Annotated in this window: 14 protein-coding genes; 8 read left to right on the top strand and 6 right to left on the bottom strand. The window is 41.4% G+C overall.

Features of this window, described 5'->3' with window-relative positions; all coding sequences use genetic code 11:
- The first annotated feature begins 41 nt into the window (after positions 1-41).
- The 3 genes from gshA to PE36_RS17345 all read left to right on the top strand — a co-directional run bounded on the left by gshA (position 42) and on the right by PE36_RS17345 (position 3,135).
- Positions 42-1,634, top strand: coding sequence for a glutamate--cysteine ligase (gene gshA, locus PE36_RS17355; protein ID WP_006033367.1), 1,593 nt, complete (start codon positions 42-44; stop codon positions 1,632-1,634).
- Between the two features lie 247 nt (positions 1,635-1,881).
- Positions 1,882-2,391, top strand: a complete 510-nt coding sequence (luxS, locus tag PE36_RS17350; RefSeq protein WP_006033366.1) for an S-ribosylhomocysteine lyase — start codon at positions 1,882-1,884, stop codon at positions 2,389-2,391.
- 144 nt (positions 2,392-2,535) lie between these two features.
- A complete protein-coding gene (locus PE36_RS17345; protein ID WP_006033365.1) occupies positions 2,536-3,135 on the top strand; it encodes a DUF4136 domain-containing protein in 600 nt (199 codons plus the stop codon).
- 139 nt (positions 3,136-3,274) lie between these two features.
- Here PE36_RS17345 and purD read toward each other — a convergent pair whose 3' ends face one another.
- The 3 genes from purD to plsY form a co-directional block, all read right to left on the bottom strand.
- Positions 3,275-4,564: a phosphoribosylamine--glycine ligase gene (purD, locus tag PE36_RS17340; protein ID WP_006033364.1), complete on the bottom strand. Its 1,290-nt coding sequence runs from the start codon at positions 4,562-4,564 to the stop codon at positions 3,275-3,277.
- Positions 4,565-4,701: 137 nt separating this feature from the next.
- Entirely contained in the window at positions 4,702-6,294 is a 1,593-nt protein-coding gene (gene purH / locus PE36_RS17335; protein ID WP_006033363.1) for a bifunctional phosphoribosylaminoimidazolecarboxamide formyltransferase/IMP cyclohydrolase, read from the bottom strand.
- Positions 6,295-6,666: 372 nt separating this feature from the next.
- Positions 6,667-7,266, bottom strand: coding sequence for a glycerol-3-phosphate 1-O-acyltransferase PlsY (plsY, locus tag PE36_RS17330; protein ID WP_006033362.1), 600 nt, complete (start codon positions 7,264-7,266; stop codon positions 6,667-6,669).
- A gap of 189 nt (positions 7,267-7,455) precedes the next feature.
- On the opposite strand from plsY, the gene folB reads away from it, so the two are divergent.
- The 3 genes from folB to PE36_RS17315 all read left to right on the top strand — a co-directional run bounded on the left by folB (position 7,456) and on the right by PE36_RS17315 (position 9,295).
- Positions 7,456-7,824: a dihydroneopterin aldolase gene (folB, locus tag PE36_RS17325; RefSeq protein WP_006033361.1), complete on the top strand. Its 369-nt coding sequence runs from the start codon at positions 7,456-7,458 to the stop codon at positions 7,822-7,824.
- Positions 7,824-8,330, top strand: coding sequence for a 2-amino-4-hydroxy-6-hydroxymethyldihydropteridine diphosphokinase (gene folK, locus PE36_RS17320; protein ID WP_006033360.1), 507 nt, complete (start codon positions 7,824-7,826; stop codon positions 8,328-8,330). Before folB ends, folK begins: the two co-directional genes overlap by 1 nt.
- A gap of 110 nt (positions 8,331-8,440) precedes the next feature.
- Positions 8,441-9,295, top strand: coding sequence for an undecaprenyl-diphosphate phosphatase (locus PE36_RS17315; protein ID WP_006033359.1), 855 nt, complete (start codon positions 8,441-8,443; stop codon positions 9,293-9,295).
- Positions 9,296-9,434: 139 nt separating this feature from the next.
- Here PE36_RS17315 and PE36_RS17310 read toward each other — a convergent pair whose 3' ends face one another.
- On the bottom strand, positions 9,435-10,595 hold the full coding sequence (locus PE36_RS17310; RefSeq protein ID WP_006033358.1) for a multifunctional CCA addition/repair protein: 1,161 nt from the start codon (positions 10,593-10,595) through the stop codon (positions 9,435-9,437).
- Between the two features lie 306 nt (positions 10,596-10,901).
- On the opposite strand from PE36_RS17310, the gene PE36_RS17305 reads away from it, so the two are divergent.
- Positions 10,902-12,542, top strand: coding sequence for an ExeA family protein (locus PE36_RS17305; RefSeq protein ID WP_006033357.1), 1,641 nt, complete (start codon positions 10,902-10,904; stop codon positions 12,540-12,542).
- Positions 12,539-13,195 (top strand): general secretion pathway protein GspB, encoded by a 657-nt coding sequence (locus tag PE36_RS17300; protein ID WP_006033356.1) that lies wholly within the window; start codon positions 12,539-12,541, stop codon positions 13,193-13,195. The genes PE36_RS17305 and PE36_RS17300 overlap by 4 nt, the downstream gene beginning before the upstream one ends.
- Before the next feature lie 65 nt (positions 13,196-13,260).
- Here the strand turns inward: PE36_RS17300 and PE36_RS17295 are convergent, their stop codons facing one another.
- On the bottom strand, positions 13,261-14,289 hold the full coding sequence (locus tag PE36_RS17295; protein WP_006033355.1) for a nitronate monooxygenase family protein: 1,029 nt from the start codon (positions 14,287-14,289) through the stop codon (positions 13,261-13,263).
- 2,148 nt (positions 14,290-16,437) lie between these two features.
- Positions 16,438-16,632, bottom strand: a 195-nt coding sequence (locus tag PE36_RS24775) for a hypothetical protein (protein WP_232286604.1), incomplete at its 5' end; no start/stop codon positions are given.

The following is a 16,632-nucleotide window of genomic DNA, read 5'->3' as shown; positions in this document are numbered from 1 at the left end:
TTTAAGGTGCTACTTTTATATAGTTCATTGGTGGATTTAATTTGAACGTTACATTTGAATCTCTGATTTCGAAATTATCAGAGCCAAGCAATATACAGTCCTTAAACGGTATTACTCGTGGCATAGAACGAGAGTGTTTACGCGTCAATGAAGCAGGGGATTTATCTCAGAATGACCATCCTGCAGCGTTTGGTTCGGCATTAAGTCATCAGCACATTACCACAGACTATTCTGAAAGCTTACTCGAATTTATTACCCCGGTTAGCGATAGCGCCGCGACAGCCCAGCAGCAGTTGAGTGATATTCATCGTCACGTCGTAAAAAACCTTGATGGTGAGCTATTCTGGCCGTCAAGCATGCCGTGTCAGGTTAATGATGTAGATGCAATCCCATTAGCTAAATACGGTACCTCAAATACCGGGAAAATGAAGCACACTTACCGCATCGGTCTAAAGCACCGTTATGGCAGTAGTATGCAAATCATTTCTGGTCTGCATTATAACGTGTCATTGCCTATTCCATTTTGGCAAACGCTTTATGATCTAAAAGGTGAAACCGGCGAACTGCAAGATTTCATTTCTCATAGTTATATGGGATTGATCCGTAATTTTTACCGCTTTGGTTGGTTAGTACCTTATTTATTTGGTGCGTCGCCAGCATTAAACCGTTCATTCTTACCGGTAGAAAAGCAAACGCCATTTTCATCTCTGGGTGAAGATACGTTATATATGCCGTATGCCACATCATTGCGTATGAGTGATTTAGGTTATACCAATAATGCCCAAGACGATCTGGTTATTTGCCATAATACCTTAGATAACTATACCGACAGTTTGAAAAAAGCGATTAAAACCAAGGCACCTGAGTTTGCCAATATTGGTATTAAAGTTGATGGGGAATATCGTCAGCTTAATGACAATGTTCTGCAGATCGAAAACGAACTGTATGCGCCGATCCGACCTAAGCGTGTGGCTAAATCCAATGAAAAACCTTCGGAAGCATTAGCTGCTCGGGGTATTGAGTATATTGAGATCCGTTCTTTGGATGTTAACCCATTTACAGCGACGGGTATTACGACGGCACAAATGTCGGTATTAGACAGTCTACTAGTTTGGATGGCGCTACAACCTTCAGCGCCGATGACGGCTGATGAAATGGCGGTATGTCGTGATAACAGTACCAAAGTGGTGATGGAAGGGCGTAAACCAGGTTTAACATTAGAATTAAAAGGTAAACAGCAGGTACTTACCGATGTTGCTAGCGATGTATTAGCGCAAGTTCAACAAGTTGCACAGTTATTAGATGGTGCGCAACTCGCCACCGATACTGCAGCTAGTAATTTTGCTAAAGCGGTTAGTGAACAGCAAGCGCTGATCTGTGATCCGCAAGCGCTGTTGTCTGGCCAAGTTCTGACTATAATGAAAGAACAAGGTTTAGAGCACAATGATTTTATTTTAAACTTAGCCAATAAGTATAAAACAGAATTATTAGCAACGGATTATGGACATTGGGATGATGTTTACTTTGCGCAGATGCAGCAGCAGTCTGTTGCACAACAACAGCAGATTGAAGCTGATGATACGCTTGATTTTGATGCGTTTTTAAATGCATATTTTTCAGAGACTAAAAAATAGCTAAAAAAAAGAGCCTTAATAAGGCTCCAAATAATGAAAAAACAACTCTTGCAATGAATCAGACTACAGGATGAAGCTATGGTTCATAAATAATTGTAAAAGTTGTGCAATAGATAAAAAAAAGGAGCCTTAATAAGGCTCCCAAAAAATGAAAAAACAACTCTTGCACTTAATCTGACGTCAGCATTAAGCAATGGTTCATAAAATTATTATTTGTTTATTAAATTATTTCAACGGAGTGTTAATAATGCCATTACTGGATAGTTTTACGGTTGACCATACCATCATGAATGCACCTGCAGTACGTATCGCTAAGACCATGGCGACGCCAAGCAAAGATACCATCACTGTCTTTGATCTGCGTTTTTGTGTACCAAATAAAGATATTTTAAGTGAAAAGGGTATTCATACCTTAGAACATCTTTACGCTGGCTTTATGCGTGACCACCTTAATTCAGCAACGGTAGAAATTATTGATCTTTCACCGATGGGCTGTCGTACTGGTTTTTACATGAGTTTGATTGGCGCCCCGACTGAGCTACAAGTTGCTGATGCTTGGTTAGCGGCGATGCAAGATGTGTTGACGGTTAAAGATCAAAACGCGATCCCTGAGTTAAACGAATATCAGTGTGGTACTTACCACATGCATTCGTTAGATGAAGCAAAACAAATTGCACAGGCGATTATTACTGCTGGTATTGGCGTGAATAAAAATGATGATTTACTGCTAGCGGATGAAATTTTAAATAAACTATAATATTTACCAGAGCATCTAAATAAGTAATAACAGTAGAGGCGACGGTTGAGTCGCCTTTTTTATTATCGTTATCTGTTAATGAACCATATTAGTAACAATAAACACGCGTTAATCATAGAGAGTATTGGGTCTCGAGGAGGGTTTATGAAAGCAAGACAGTTGGTTAATAAAAAAGCTTATTTGGTGGTGTTGTTTAGCTTAGTCTTAACAGCATGCTCCACGGTTAAAGTCAGTACGGATTACGATAAAAGTGCTGATTTCACCGCGCTAAAAGGCTTTAATTGGTTACCTGAGTCGGCACAAGTTGAGAAAGAAAATACTTATTTGAATAATCGTATTATGGATGTGCGTATTACTAAGACCATTGATAAGCAATTGGTCGCTCAAGGTTTTAAATTTTCGACTGCCGCTGATTTTTATGTCAATTACAGTATTACCTCGGAAAAGAAAACCGATATTCGCAGCTACGATAATTATTCCGGTTACGGACCAAGTTGGGGTTGGGGTGTTGGGTATGGGCACCGAGGTATGTCACTGAGCGCGCACACAGAAACCCGTATTGATGAATACCAGCAAGGTAGTCTCGTTATCGATGTGATTGACCCAACAAGCTTAGAGCTAATTTGGCGAGGCATAGGGAGTAAACGTCTACCTGAGTCGACAGATGCGGCTGAAATGGATAAGTTAGTTGCAGATGTGGTGAAAAGTATCTTAAGTAAATTCCCACCTAAAGTAGACAAATAGTCCTGACTAAGTGGTCATCGTATTGGGTATTGTAGAAAAATCGTTATTGCAGACATAAATCGTGATTGCAGACATAAAAATGAGCAACCTCTGGCTGCTCATTTTTTTATAACATCAAAATAGTGTCTGACTATTTGTGCTACTTTTGGTTTTCACGCGCGATAGCACGGTAACCAATATCGGTACGGTAGAAAGCACCTTCCCAACTGATTTGAGCAGCCAGTTTATAGGCATTTTCTTGCGCTTCAGTCACTGTGTTACCCAGTGCCGTTGCACAAAGAACACGACCACCGTTAGTCACAATGTTGTCACCTTGCAGTGCCGTACCAGCGTGGAATACTTTGCTTTCTGTTGAGTCAGTTTTCGGTAGACCTGTAATGATGTCGCCTTTTGCGTAATCAGCAGGGTAACCGCCAGCCGCAATGACTACACCAACTGCAGCACGTTCGTCATAATCTGCAGTCACAGTATCAAGTTTACCTGCAACCGCAGCAAGACAAAGCTCAACAAGATCAGATTTTAAACGCATCATGATAGGTTGTGTTTCTGGATCACCAAAGCGACAGTTATATTCTAATACTTTCGCGGTGCCATCTGGTGCAATCATCAGACCTGCATAAAGGAAACCTGTGTAAGTATTACCTTCCGCTTTCATGCCATCCACCGTCGGGCGAATTACTTCATTCATTGCAAAGTCATGCACAGCTTGTGTTACCACTGGTGCTGGTGAGTAAGCACCCATGCCACCTGTGTTTGGACCTTTATCGCCATTGTCACGCGCTTTATGATCTTGGCTTGTTGCTAGTGCCAGAATATTCTCGCCATCAACCATCACAATGAAGCTTGCTTCTTCACCGACTAAAAATTCTTCGATAACAACACGGGCACCGGCATCACCAAATTTGTTACCTTCAAGCATGTCATCAATTGCCGAAAATGCTTGTGCTTCAGTTTCAGCGATGATCACGCCTTTACCTGCGGCTAGACCGTCAGCTTTAATTACAATTGGGCAACCCATTTCACTTACATACGCTTTTGCAGGTGCGATCTCAGTGAAGTTTTGGTATGCCGCGGTTGGAATATTGTGACGTGCAAAGAAGTCTTTCGAGAATGCTTTTGAGCCTTCTAATTGTGCCGCACCTTGGGTTGGACCAAAGATAGCCAAACCTTCAGCTTGGAACGCATCAACAACGCCAAGTACTAATGGTACTTCAGGGCCAACAATCGTTAGTTCAATTTTGTTTTCTTGTGCGAATGCAACTAATGCAGGAATATCTTCCACTTGGATTGGTACATTTTTACATTTGTTTTCTAGCGAAGAACCAATATTACCCGGTGCGATAAATACCGTTTCAACATGTTTAGACTGAGCCGCTTTCCAACCTAGGGCGTGTTCACGACCACCGCCACCAATAATTAATACGTTCATAATGCTGTTATTCCTTTTACTTTATGCGCTAATCTTGGCGGTACTCTACGATACTTAGCAAGATTTATAATTGAATGAGAGCAGTACAATAAGAGCGGGGTGTGTCACCACTCTTATTGTATGTTTAGCTTATGTGCTTAGTGACGGAAGTGACGCATGCCGGTGAAGACCATGGTCATACCGTGTTCGTTAGCCGCATCGATAATTTCATTATCACGGATTGAACCACCTGGTTGGATCACACATTTAATACCCGCCGCCGCTGCAGCATCAATGCCGTCACGGAATGGGAAGAATGCATCAGATGCCATTACTGAACCTTCAACGACTAGACCTTCGTCAGCCGCTTTAATACCAGCAACTTTCGCACTGTAAACGCGGCTCATTTGACCTGCGCCAACACCGACCGTAACGCCATCTTTTGCGTAAACAATAGCGTTTGATTTAACGAACTTAGCTACTTTCCAGCAGAATAGTAGGTCAGTGAGTTCTTGTTCAGTTGGTTGACGCTCAGATACAACCGTTAAGTCGTCTAGACCGACCATGCCACGGTCACGATCTTGTACTAAGATACCGCCGTTAACACGTTTAATATCGAACTCGCCGTTTTTAGCTGTCCATTTACCACATTCAAGTAAACGTACATTTTTCTTGCTTGCCACGATCACGCTTGCTTCAGCGCTAACTGATGGCGCAATGATCACTTCGGTGAATTGACGGTCAACGATTGCTTGTGCAGTGACTGCGTCAAGCTCACGGTTGAACGCAATGATGCCACCGAATGCGGATGTTGGGTCGGTTTTAAATGCACTGTCGTAAGCACTTAGGATATCTTCACCAATCGCAACACCACATGGGTTAGCGTGTTTTACAATCACACAGGCAGGTGCATCGAATTCTTTAACACATTCGAGTGCCGCGTCTGTATCGGCGATGTTGTTATAAGATAATGCTTTACCTTGCAGCTGTGTTGCTGTTGCAACAGATGCTTCAGTGGTATGCTTTTCAACATAGAATGCGGCTTTTTGGTGGCTGTTTTCACCGTAACGCATATCTTGTTTTTTGATGAACTGAGCGTTGAATGTGCGTGGGAATTTAGATTCTTCATCACCTTCAGTATTGTCGCCATAACTCGGAACCATAGTACCGAAGTAGTTTGCGATCATGCCATCATAAGCAGCTGTGTGCTCAAATGCTGCAATCGCAAGATCGAAACGGGTTTTATGAGTCAGTGAGGTATTGTTTGCAGACATTTCACTTAATACGCGGTCATAATCGCTCGCGTTAACGACGATAGTCACGTCTTTGTGGTTTTTAGCTGCAGAGCGAACCATTGTTGGACCACCGATGTCGATATTCTCAACGGCGTCAGCAAGGCTGCAATCTGGATTGGCAACAGTGTTGGCAAATGGGTAAAGGTTAACAACTACAATATCAATCGGGTTGATACCGTGCTCTGACATTACTTCAACATCAATATCACGACGGCCAAGAATGCCACCATGTACTTTAGGATGCAGTGTTTTAACACGACCATCCATCATTTCTGGATGCCCGGTATAGTCAGAAACTTCTATTACTGGGATGTCATTTTCAGCTAGCAGTTTAGCTGTCCCGCCAGTAGATAATAATTCGACGCCTTGTTCTACTAGGCCGCGAGAAAATTCTACAATACCAGTTTTATCAGACACACTGATAAGTGCACGGCGAATAGGTCGAGCGTTGTCCATTTTACGATTACCTCAAAGTACATTTTATAGAAGGATGTTTTCGGAAAAGGTCGGCTGGGCCTTTTACGGAAACATCCTGCACTATATCCCTTCTATACCGACTCACTTGACGAAGCAATTTGCTTGTTAAAGAGTTTTCGATATATAACGTACCGCAGATGGGGGGCATTCTAACTGAAAATTAATTAATTGTGTCGAATTTTTCATAAAAAATTTACGAACAGTATTTTTATACTTTGAATTTAACTTCGTTAGTACAATCAATCTATAAACTCAGTGCAACCAAGCAATACAGTCAGTGCAATCGAGCTATATTTATGGATTATAATTTTATGATAATGCGTTATAGACGTTCGTTATTACATTGTAATTTTAACGTTTTTTCTTTTTATGCCAAATTTTAGTTTCTTCGCCGCGCAGCAAACGCATGATATTGTCGTAGTGACGTAAAATAATAAGGCAAGATAACATGGCGACAGGTAGGGTATATTGGGCTTTGAACATTAAGGTATAAATAGGGGCGAAGAGGGCTGTGAAAATAGCTGCAGCGGAAGAATACCCTGTGACAGCTAAGGATAATAACCAGCTAGCGACAATCGATGCGCCCAAATCAAATCCAATCGTCAGTAGTGCGCCAAATGCGGTTGCCACACCTTTACCACCTTGAAAATGGAAAAAAATGGGATAAATATGACCAAGACAGGCTGCTATTGCAATCAGTCCGAGATAAAAGGGTGTCATATTAAAATACCAAGCGACCCAAACCGGTAATGCGCCTTTGAGCATATCAAAAAATAACACTAAACCAGCGGCCACTTTATTTCCTGACCGTAATACGTTTGTCGCGCCGGGATTCAATGAGCCGTATTTCCGAGGATCAGGTAAGCGAAAAAGGCGGCAAATCAGAATTGCTGAAGAAATAGAACCTAGCAGATAGGCGGAAATGATAAAGATTAAGCTCAATAGGGTCATTACTGATTAATTCTTCTCTAGGTTTGCTGTATTATTGCATTATTATATCGATTAATAAATTGCGTACTGCCATACCGCTTACAATTATGCAGTTTATCTTGGATATAAATAAAAATTGAGAAACCTATCATACGCGTTTTTTATTCGCTAGGGTATCCGACCTCTATCAAGTTTATTACGGACGAGTTCATGGACATTGTATTTATTGAAAAATTGGAAGTTTTTACTACGATCGGTGTATATGATTGGGAAAAAGAAATCATTCAACGATTAGTCTTTGATTTAAAAATGGGCCACGATAATCGCCCTTCAGCATTGACCGACGATATTACTAAAGCATTGGATTATTCTGCTGTGGCTAAATTAGTCACAGATTTTGCACAAAACAATATTTTTGAGTTAGTCGAAACAATGGCTGAGCAAGTTGCGGAGCTATTAATGACGACGTTTGGTATCCCTTGGATCAGCTTAAAACTCAGTAAGCCGGGTGCGGTGGCTAATGCTGCTACTGTCGGTGTGTATATTGAACGTGGTCAGCGTGATGGAACGTTAGCGTAATGGCCTTAGTGTATATCGGCATCGGTAGTAACATTGATAAAGAATATCATGTTGCGAATGCGCTGCAAGATCTGGATAAACGGTTTGATGATTGTCGTGTTTCACCTATTTTCGAAAGTGCTGCGGTTAATTGCACTGGTGATGATTATTACAATTTAGTGGTGGAATTTACCACATCGTTATCTATTCACGAATTAATGCAGTGTTTAAAAGATCTGGAGATCACACATGGACGTAAAGCCACTGATCGTCGTTATGCACCGAGAACGTTAGATCTGGATCTCTTGTTATTCGATAATATCATCCAATCTGGCCCTCCTGTTTTACCGCGCCCTGAAATTCTTTATCACGCATTTGTGTTATGGCCTCTCTCTGCGCTCGCCCCCGATTTACGTCATCCTGTGTCTGGATTATCCATGGCTGAATTGTGGCGTGATTTTGACAAGTCAACACAGGTATTAAAGCTAGCGGAGTGGCAATGGCCGAAAATAACTGAGCTAGCTTAACTATATTAATTGTTAATTGTTAATCGCTTATCAGTAAGGTTAATATTACTGATAAGCATTAATTTTATTTAAACTAATTTATTTTAATTATCACCATAAAGGAAATATGAATGAGTACGTTGGAAGTGATCGTTCTGGCATTAATTCAAGGGTTAACTGAATTTTTACCGGTATCAAGTTCTGCTCACCTTATCTTACCGTCGCAATTATTAGGCTGGGAAGATCAAGGTCTTGCTTTTGATGTGGCCGTACACATAGGCACATTATTAGCGGTACTTATTTATTTCCGTGACGAAGTCGGCACGATGGCCGTTGCTTGGGTACACTCAGTATGTAAACAGCAACACAGTAAAGACAGTCAGTTGGCATGGTGCATTCTATTAGCAACTATTCCGGCGGCCTTCTTTGGCTTCTTTGGTAAAGATTTGATTGAGTTATATCTACGCAGTACTACGGTGATAGCCACGACAACGATCATCTTTGGCTTGTTATTATGGTGGGCTGATGCCAATGCGACGCAGATAAAAGACGAGTACAAAACCGGTTGGAAAGGCGCATTAATCATAGGTTTTGCACAAATGTTAGCACTGATCCCGGGGACATCTCGTTCGGGTGTGACAATTACGGCTGGCTTGATGTTAGGACTGAGCCGTAGTGCGGCGGCGCGTTTTTCATTCTTAATGTCGATCCCGATTATTGCCATGGCGGGTGGTTATTTAACACTTAAACTGGTTTTACATGGTGATGTGGTTGAAACCCTGCAAGCGGGGGAGATCATTACCACTATTCGCGCTGTTGATTGGTTTGCTATGGGCTTAGGCGTTGTGGTGTCTTTCTTCAGTGCGGTTGCTTGTATCCATGTATTTTTGAAAGTATTGGAAAAAGTCGGCATGTTGCCGTTTGTTATCTATCGTTTACTGTTAGGCACGGGTCTGTTCTATTTAATCTATACCCAAGCGCTGTAGCTTTTTAACTCGCCTTATGGCCGCAATGCCAAATGAGGTTAAGTGCGATAAATAGCAGTAGAATAAAGTGGAAAGGCTGTTACCTGTTAGTAGCAGCCTTTTTTGATCTTGCATGTTAATTAGCATTTATGACAAGTGCTTATTGAGATCGTAACAGGGTTAATGCCGCAATACGTTGCGTTGTTAATTGCTGTTTTATCTCTGCGCCACGGAACCCTGCAGCAATGATAGGTTGTACTGCAATATCACAAGCTGCATTAAGCATTGTTGTCAGGTATTGGGTCGGTTGATAGTCATCGACTAATTTACTGACTTGGCTACTTGCACAAGTCAACAATATCTGCTGAAAACGAGCTGGTTTTCGCCATGCATCGGTATTGTCGAAGAGTCTGATAATATCTGCGGGATCTAAAGACCGCGCGTTATGAATATTTTCTTGTTGTGCACTTACTTGCAGTGCTAAATCCCGATGTTCATTAGGTACTTTACAGCGTTTGGCGAGTGCTTTAATACTGATTTGGTGGTGATCTAGCTGCTGCATTAACGCCGCAAAGCGGACTGCTAAATCAGTCGATAGTGATGCTGATTGTTTTAGCTGGGTTAATGCTTGCTGGCCGATACTCGTACTGTCATTCTCGCTATTCTTTACCGCTAAGTTAAAGAGCGCATCGAGCTCTGGTAGAATAACGGCCAATGCGCCAATCTCTCTGAGTACTTGAAAAAACACCTCTGGATTATCGGCGGATAAGGTTTTTTCTACTTCTTGCCATACGCGCTCCGGGGTTAACTCGGCAAGATCACCCGCTTGTGTCATCTCTTGCATCAATGTCAGTGTTTCTTTGGCAATGGTAAAACCAAGCTGATGAAAACGCGCGGCAAAACGGGCAACACGTAAAACGCGTAATGGATCTTCACTGAAGCTCTCAGAAATATGACGTAATAGACGATTATCTAAATCTAATCGGGCATTGAGTGGGTCGATAACGTGACCATGCTCATCTTCAACCATGGCGTTAATGGTTAGATCTCGACGTACTAGGTCTTGTTCCAGGGTGACATCTGGCGCAGCATAACAAGTGAAACCGGTATAACCTGAACCGCTTTTACGTTCGGTACGTGCCAGTGCATATTCTTGTTTACTGTTAGGGTGTAAAAACACCGGGAAATCTTTACCAACTTGCTGGTAACCTTGCGCAAGCATTTCTGCAGGCGTTGCACCCACCACAACAAAATCTTTATCTTTTACTGGTAGCGATAATAACTTGTCACGAACCGCGCCGCCGACTAAATATATTTGCACTAAACAACCCCTGTTACTTTACTTTAATAATGGCTTGAAGATATTTACTTTAATGATGATTTTAACTACGACTTGAAGATAACTGTTGGTATTTGCTTATTATACCTTAACGGTTTAGAAACTCGAACTGTGCTGTTGATGGTGATTATTATTTTCTACTTTATTTACCGTAATGGCGCTTGAGTTCGTGGTTAATGGTACTTTGGTGACTTATTCATGAATAAAGTGGTATTTTTATCGCCTATTTTTGACATTTTGTTGTCTAGCTATTAACGTGAAGTATCAATCATAGGATGATAATCATAGATGTATACTGAGTTTTTTCATTTAAAAGAAATGCCTTTCTCTATCGCGCCCGATCCCCGTTTTTTTTATATGAGTGACAGGCATAAAGAAGCACTGACACACCTGACCTATGGGTTACAAGGTGCGGGTGGTTTTATCATGTTGACTGGTGAAGTTGGTACGGGGAAAACAACAGTATCGCGCGCCTTGATACAAGAACTCACCAATACGACTGTTGTGGGTTATATCCATAATCCAGCAGTCAGTGAATTAGAATTATTAGCGACCTTGTGTGATGAATTTAAACTTGATTATGATCAGCATAATTTGAGTTTAAAAGTGTTGTTCGATTTATTGCATCATTTTCTGTTAGATAATTGTCAGCAAGATAAAGCCTGTGTGGTTATCATTGATGAAGCACAGTTATTATCAACAGCGGCCTTAGAGCAATTACGATTATTAACCAATCTCGATGTGGAACACAAAAAACTGTTACATATCGTCCTCATTGGTCAGCCAGAATTACAGCAAAAACTAAAACTACCAGAGTTACGCCAACTCGCGCAACGTATTACCGCTCGTTATCATTTATTGCCTTTAACAGAATTAGAACTGGCCAGTTATGTGGCTTATCGGTTAAGTATTGCATCGGGTAATCCGGGGCTATTTAGTCGTAAAATATTAAAACTCATTCACCGACATACCGCTGGGGTTCCCCGTTTAGTGAACCTTGTTTGTGATAAAGCACTTTATTATGCGTTCAAAACCAGAGACGATAAAATTACCTCTCAGCATGTTCAATCCGCGGTTGCAGCCGTTGCTATCACCACGCCAGTTAAAGCCAATAAATACGCGCAGAGTTTAGCTGCACTTGCCGTCACTGTATGTCTTGGACTAGTGATCACAGGTTTTCAGTTTGGGCTGTTTAATTTTGTTGAGGATGACAGTTCCACCACACAAGCCGACAAGGTAACCCCTATTATCGCCACGACCAACGCAGAGACTCAGTTAGCGCGTGCTAGTAATAAGGTGATGTCTGACAAAGCCTTATTCAGCGATATTAAATCGGCGCGACAACGCAGCACTGCAACACAATTTTTATATAAAGAGTGGGGTTACGACATTGCCTTGAACGATGCCACTTGCCGTAATGCCAAATATGCCAGCTTGCGCTGTTTGCAGCGCCAAGGTAATTATGCTCAGTTAGTGCAATATAATTTACCTGCGGTGGTACGTCTGTTAGATAATTTAGGGGAAGGTTATTACGCGACCTTACTGAGTATTACGCCATTGGGGGTGGAACTACAATTAAGCAGCAGTCATATACTGGTGAGCCAAGCCTGGTTTGAACAATACTGGAGTGGTGATTTCACCTTATTTTGGACAGCGCCAAGTCGTTTTAAAAATAGCTTAAAGCAAAACGATAAAGGTGAATTAATTCGTTGGTTAGATCGTAACATCAGTGCTGTACTCGGTGAGAAAGCGGCGTCAGGGGCGAAATTTGATTGGCCATTAATGAAAAAAGTGATGCGCTTTCAGCAGCAGTCTGGCTTAAGTGCCGATGGTATTGTGGGGCCTCAAACTATGATGACTGTGGTGCATTATGCTGACAGTACTGTGCCTAAATTGAATGTGGCAACACATCTTGCGGAGGATAAATGAATCTTATAGTGAGTAAAAAATTACGCAGATTGACTGTCAGCTTGGTCGTTAGTTCATTATGGAGCCCAACCTTACTCGCTAATAGCAATATTTCAACGGGCGTTGAGCAAACGGATCCACTTGTTATTTTGAAGTTAGCGGATATACAATTTGAACATCCGCTGTCAGTGGTTAAGATACCGGTACAAGTGGTCACACCTGCATATTCAGCAAAGCACTCAGAGACTATCGTGATACCGAGCAACCAATCGAAAGCCAAGATGGATAGCCGCTCTGAACTATTAACCATGAATGAAGAATTAGCCAATGAGCAGGTGTCTGCAGAATTACTGGCTAAGTTCAATCGTGCGTTAACAGCAACAAGTGATAACGATAATATCCCTGTAAACGCGGTTGCAGAAAGTTATAATGCCGTACCCATCGCAGACTTACCAGAGTATTTACGCGCGCAAATACCGGACATTAATTATAGTTCTCATATATATTCGTCGAAAGCTACAAGTCGCAGTGTGCGTCTTAATAATCGAGACTTGCGTGAAGGTAGTTGGTTAAGTGATGATGTGGAGATCTTAGAGATATTACAAAATGAGGTGATTATGCGTATTGGAGCGCAAAGTTTCAGTATACAAGCGTTATCTGACTGGTCAGCATAATCTCATTGCGCGGATAGTTTAAATGAGCAAGGGTGTCGTTGACTACACTCTTGCTCATTATCATCTTACTGCTTGGCTAATTTACTAATCACATCATCAGCTTCAGACATAATACGTTCTACGATCACTGCTACACTCGGTACATCGTTGATCAAACCTTGCGATTGACCAATAAATTGCACGCCTGTTGTGAGGTTACCTGCAATCGTTGCTGCTTCTAGTTTCTCTGTTGCGGCACCAAAATAAGATAGTTGCTTGATCTTGTCGAACTGCACAAATACCCCTGCAACAAGCTTCCAAAATGGTAGATCAACCATTTTCGCGGCCTTCACCGATTTAAATAGTGCTAAAGCGAAGTTCATTGGTTTCTTGGTTGCTTTAATAGAAGCAGGCGTTTTTAGCACGCGGGCATAAAGACCATCAAAATTCTTCGAGTAAATAGTATCGTTTTCTGATTTAGTGGTGATGACTTGTTTAACGTCATTGTGCAATGCACTTTCTTCGCTGGTGGCAAAACGGGACCCCATGGCCACACCGTCAGCGCCTAAAGCAAGCGCCGCAACTAAGCCTCGTCCATCAGCAAAGCCACCCGTTGCGATCACAGGTATATCAACAGCACTGGCAATCGCAGGTACAAGTACCAGTGAGGTTACGTCACCACCATGTGCAGCCGCTTCATGGCCTGTGACCATCAAGGCATCAGCACCAATTGATTGTGCTGACTTTGCGTGTTTTTCGTTAACGACTGTCGCAATGACTTTACCGCCATAAGCATGTACCTGCTCAACGATCCACGTACCTTTACCTAGTGAAAAGTTAATCACAGGTACTTGTTCTTCAATACCGACTTTCGCATTCTCTTTTGCACCGGGCATAAGCAGCGTTGCGCCAATGCCAAAGGGTTTATCGGTGAGTTCACGGATCTTTCTAATTGCAGCGCGGGTTTCTTCCTGGCTCAATGGCCCAGTTGCTAAAATACCTAAACCACCGGCATTGGAAACCGCAGCCACAAGTTCTGGTTTTGATATCCAACTCATACCAGGCAAGATGATAGGATGTTCAATCCCTAATAATTCTGTAATCCGTGTTTTCATCACTTTATCTCAAGATGCAAAAAAAGGTTGGAAAATAAACTAGCATAAATACACTAATATATACAGATGTTAATGGTATGTTTGTTTTTAACAAAATTATTTATCGTTAAATTTTAAGTTTTACAATTTTAGTTTGGGTATGTTCTGTGTGTTTTGTATTCACGATATTATCTGCTGGGTAGATAGATCTCCATGTGTAAGACATCGACTATGTGGATACCGAGACATAGTCGTTACGTCGTGGTGTTTATCTCGGTATTAGACCTAGTCTTACACTCGTGATTTATTGTTATGTGCAGCATTATCAATCACTTACTGTTTAATGTGTTTTATCGCTTGTAAATTTGTGTCATTTAATTGAATTTACGCGCTTGTTGCTCAGGGTTAATGACGTATATTTATAAGCACAAGGACGGAGCGGGAACATCTTCAGGAAGAAGACTAAAGGATTACGTTGCAGGATGCGACACAAGGAACATCTTCAGGAAGAAGACTAAAGGATTACGTTGCAGGATGCGACACAAGGAACATCTTCAGGGAGAAGACTAAAGGATTACGTTGCAGGACGCGACACAGGACAGCTTCAGGAAGAAGACCAAAGGATTACGTTGCAGGATGCGACACAAGGAACATCTTCAGGAAGAAGACAAAGGATTAAGTTGCAGGACGCGACACAGGACAGCTTCAGGAAGAAGACCAAAGGATTACGTTGCAGGATGCGACACAAGGACAGCTTCAGGAAGAAGACCAAAGGATTAAGTTGCAGGATGCGACACAAGGACAGCTTCAGGAAGAAGACCAAAGGATTAAGTTGCAGGATGTAACACAGAAATAAATCAGGATCGATTTATTGTGCTAGGAAGGCAAAAGGACACTCCGACGGATTGGGAAGTGGAAATTTAACGGAATAAATAGAGTCAGGATTTTAGCAGGGTTGCTACAAGTTTCATGGATTGAAAGTATAGACTTTAGGGCGGCACACTGTGCCGCCTTTTCTATATCTGGGATTTAATAAACGCTTTATTACGATTTTCCACCAACTAATTTTCTGGCATAACTCATCTCATCTTATATAAACTTACTTCCTTGGTTCTTTACCTTTAGATCTACTTATAGATGTTGATGGTATGTTTGTTTTTAACAACATTATTTATCGTTAAATTTTAAGTTTTACAACTTTAGTTTGGGTATATGCTGTGTATTTTATATTCACAATATTATCTACTGAGTGGCTAGATTTCGACGTGTAAGACATCGACTATTTATGGTGAGGGAGATAGTCGTTACATCACGGTGTTTATCTCGGTATTAGACCTAGTATTACACTCGTGATTCATTGTTATATTCATTTCTATCAATGGCTTACTGTTTTATGTGTTTTGTCTCTTGTCAATTTGTGTAATTTAATTGAATTTACGCGCTTGTTGCGCAGGGTTAATGACGTATATTTATAAGCACAAGGACGAGGCGGGAACATCTTCAGGAAGAAGACTAAAGGATTAAGTTGCAGGATGCGACACACGGACAGCTTCAGGAAGAAGACCAAAGGATTAAGTTGCAGGACGCGACACACGGACAGCTTCAGGAAGAAGACAAAGGATTACGTTACAGGATGTAACACAGAAATAAATCAGGATCGATTTATTGTGCTAGGAAGGCAAAAGGACACTCCGACGGATTGGAAAGTGGAAATTTAACGGAATAAATAGAGTCAGGATTTTAGCAGGGTTGCTACAAGTTTCATGGATTGAAAGTATAGACTTTAGGGCGGCACACTGTGCCGCCTTTTCTATATCTGGGATTTAATAAACGCTTTATTACGATTTTCCACCAACTAATTTTCTGGCATAACTCATCTCATCTTATATAAACTTACTTCCTTGGTTCTTTACCTTTAGATCTACTTATAGATGTTGATGGTATGTTTGTTTTTAACAACATTATTTATCGTTAAATTTTAAGTTTTACAACTTTAGTTTGGGTATATGCTGTGTATTTTATATTCACAATATTATCTACTGAGTGGCTAGATTTCGACGTGTAAGACATCGACTATTTATGGTGAGGGAGATAGTCGTTACATCACGGTGTTTATCTCGGTATTAGACCTAGTATTACACTCGTGATTCATTGTTATATTCATTTCTATCAATGGCTTACTGTTTTATGTGTTTTGTCTCTTGTCAATTTGTGTAATTTAATTGAATTTACGCGCTTGTTGCGCAGGGTTAATGACGTATATTTATAAGCACAAGGACGAGGCGGGAACATCTTCAGGAAGAAGACTAAAGGATTAAGTTGCAGGATGCGACACACGGACAGCTCAGGAAGAAGACCAAAGGA

It is taken from the genome of Moritella sp. PE36 (genome assembly GCF_000170855.1).
GTDB lineage: Bacteria > Pseudomonadota > Gammaproteobacteria > Enterobacterales > Moritellaceae > Moritella.
Note: the sequence above shows the minus strand (reverse complement) of the source record. Positions and strands in the feature narration are given on the sequence as shown.

Bases quoted from the DNA above. Each gene is read 5' to 3' on its own strand.
- luxS (WP_006033366.1), top strand. From the start codon at position 1,882: ATGCCATTACTGGATAGTTTTACGGTTGACCATACCATCATGAATGCA.
- PE36_RS17345 (WP_006033365.1), top strand. From the start codon at position 2,536: ATGAAAGCAAGACAGTTGGTTAATAAAAAAGCTTATTTGGTGGTGTTG.
- purD (WP_006033364.1), bottom strand. From the start codon at position 4,564: ATGAACGTATTAATTATTGGTGGCGGTGGTCGTGAACACGCCCTAGGT.
- purH (WP_006033363.1), bottom strand. From the start codon at position 6,294: ATGGACAACGCTCGACCTATTCGCCGTGCACTTATCAGTGTGTCTGAT.
- plsY (WP_006033362.1), bottom strand. From the start codon at position 7,266: ATGACCCTATTGAGCTTAATCTTTATCATTTCCGCCTATCTGCTAGGT.
- folB (WP_006033361.1), top strand. From the start codon at position 7,456: ATGGACATTGTATTTATTGAAAAATTGGAAGTTTTTACTACGATCGGT.
- folK (WP_006033360.1), top strand. From the start codon at position 7,824: ATGGCCTTAGTGTATATCGGCATCGGTAGTAACATTGATAAAGAATAT.
- PE36_RS17315 (WP_006033359.1), top strand. From the start codon at position 8,441: ATGAGTACGTTGGAAGTGATCGTTCTGGCATTAATTCAAGGGTTAACT.
- PE36_RS17305 (WP_006033357.1), top strand. From the start codon at position 10,902: ATGTATACTGAGTTTTTTCATTTAAAAGAAATGCCTTTCTCTATCGCG.
- PE36_RS17300 (WP_006033356.1), top strand. From the start codon at position 12,539: ATGAATCTTATAGTGAGTAAAAAATTACGCAGATTGACTGTCAGCTTG.
- PE36_RS17295 (WP_006033355.1), bottom strand. From the start codon at position 14,289: ATGAAAACACGGATTACAGAATTATTAGGGATTGAACATCCTATCATC.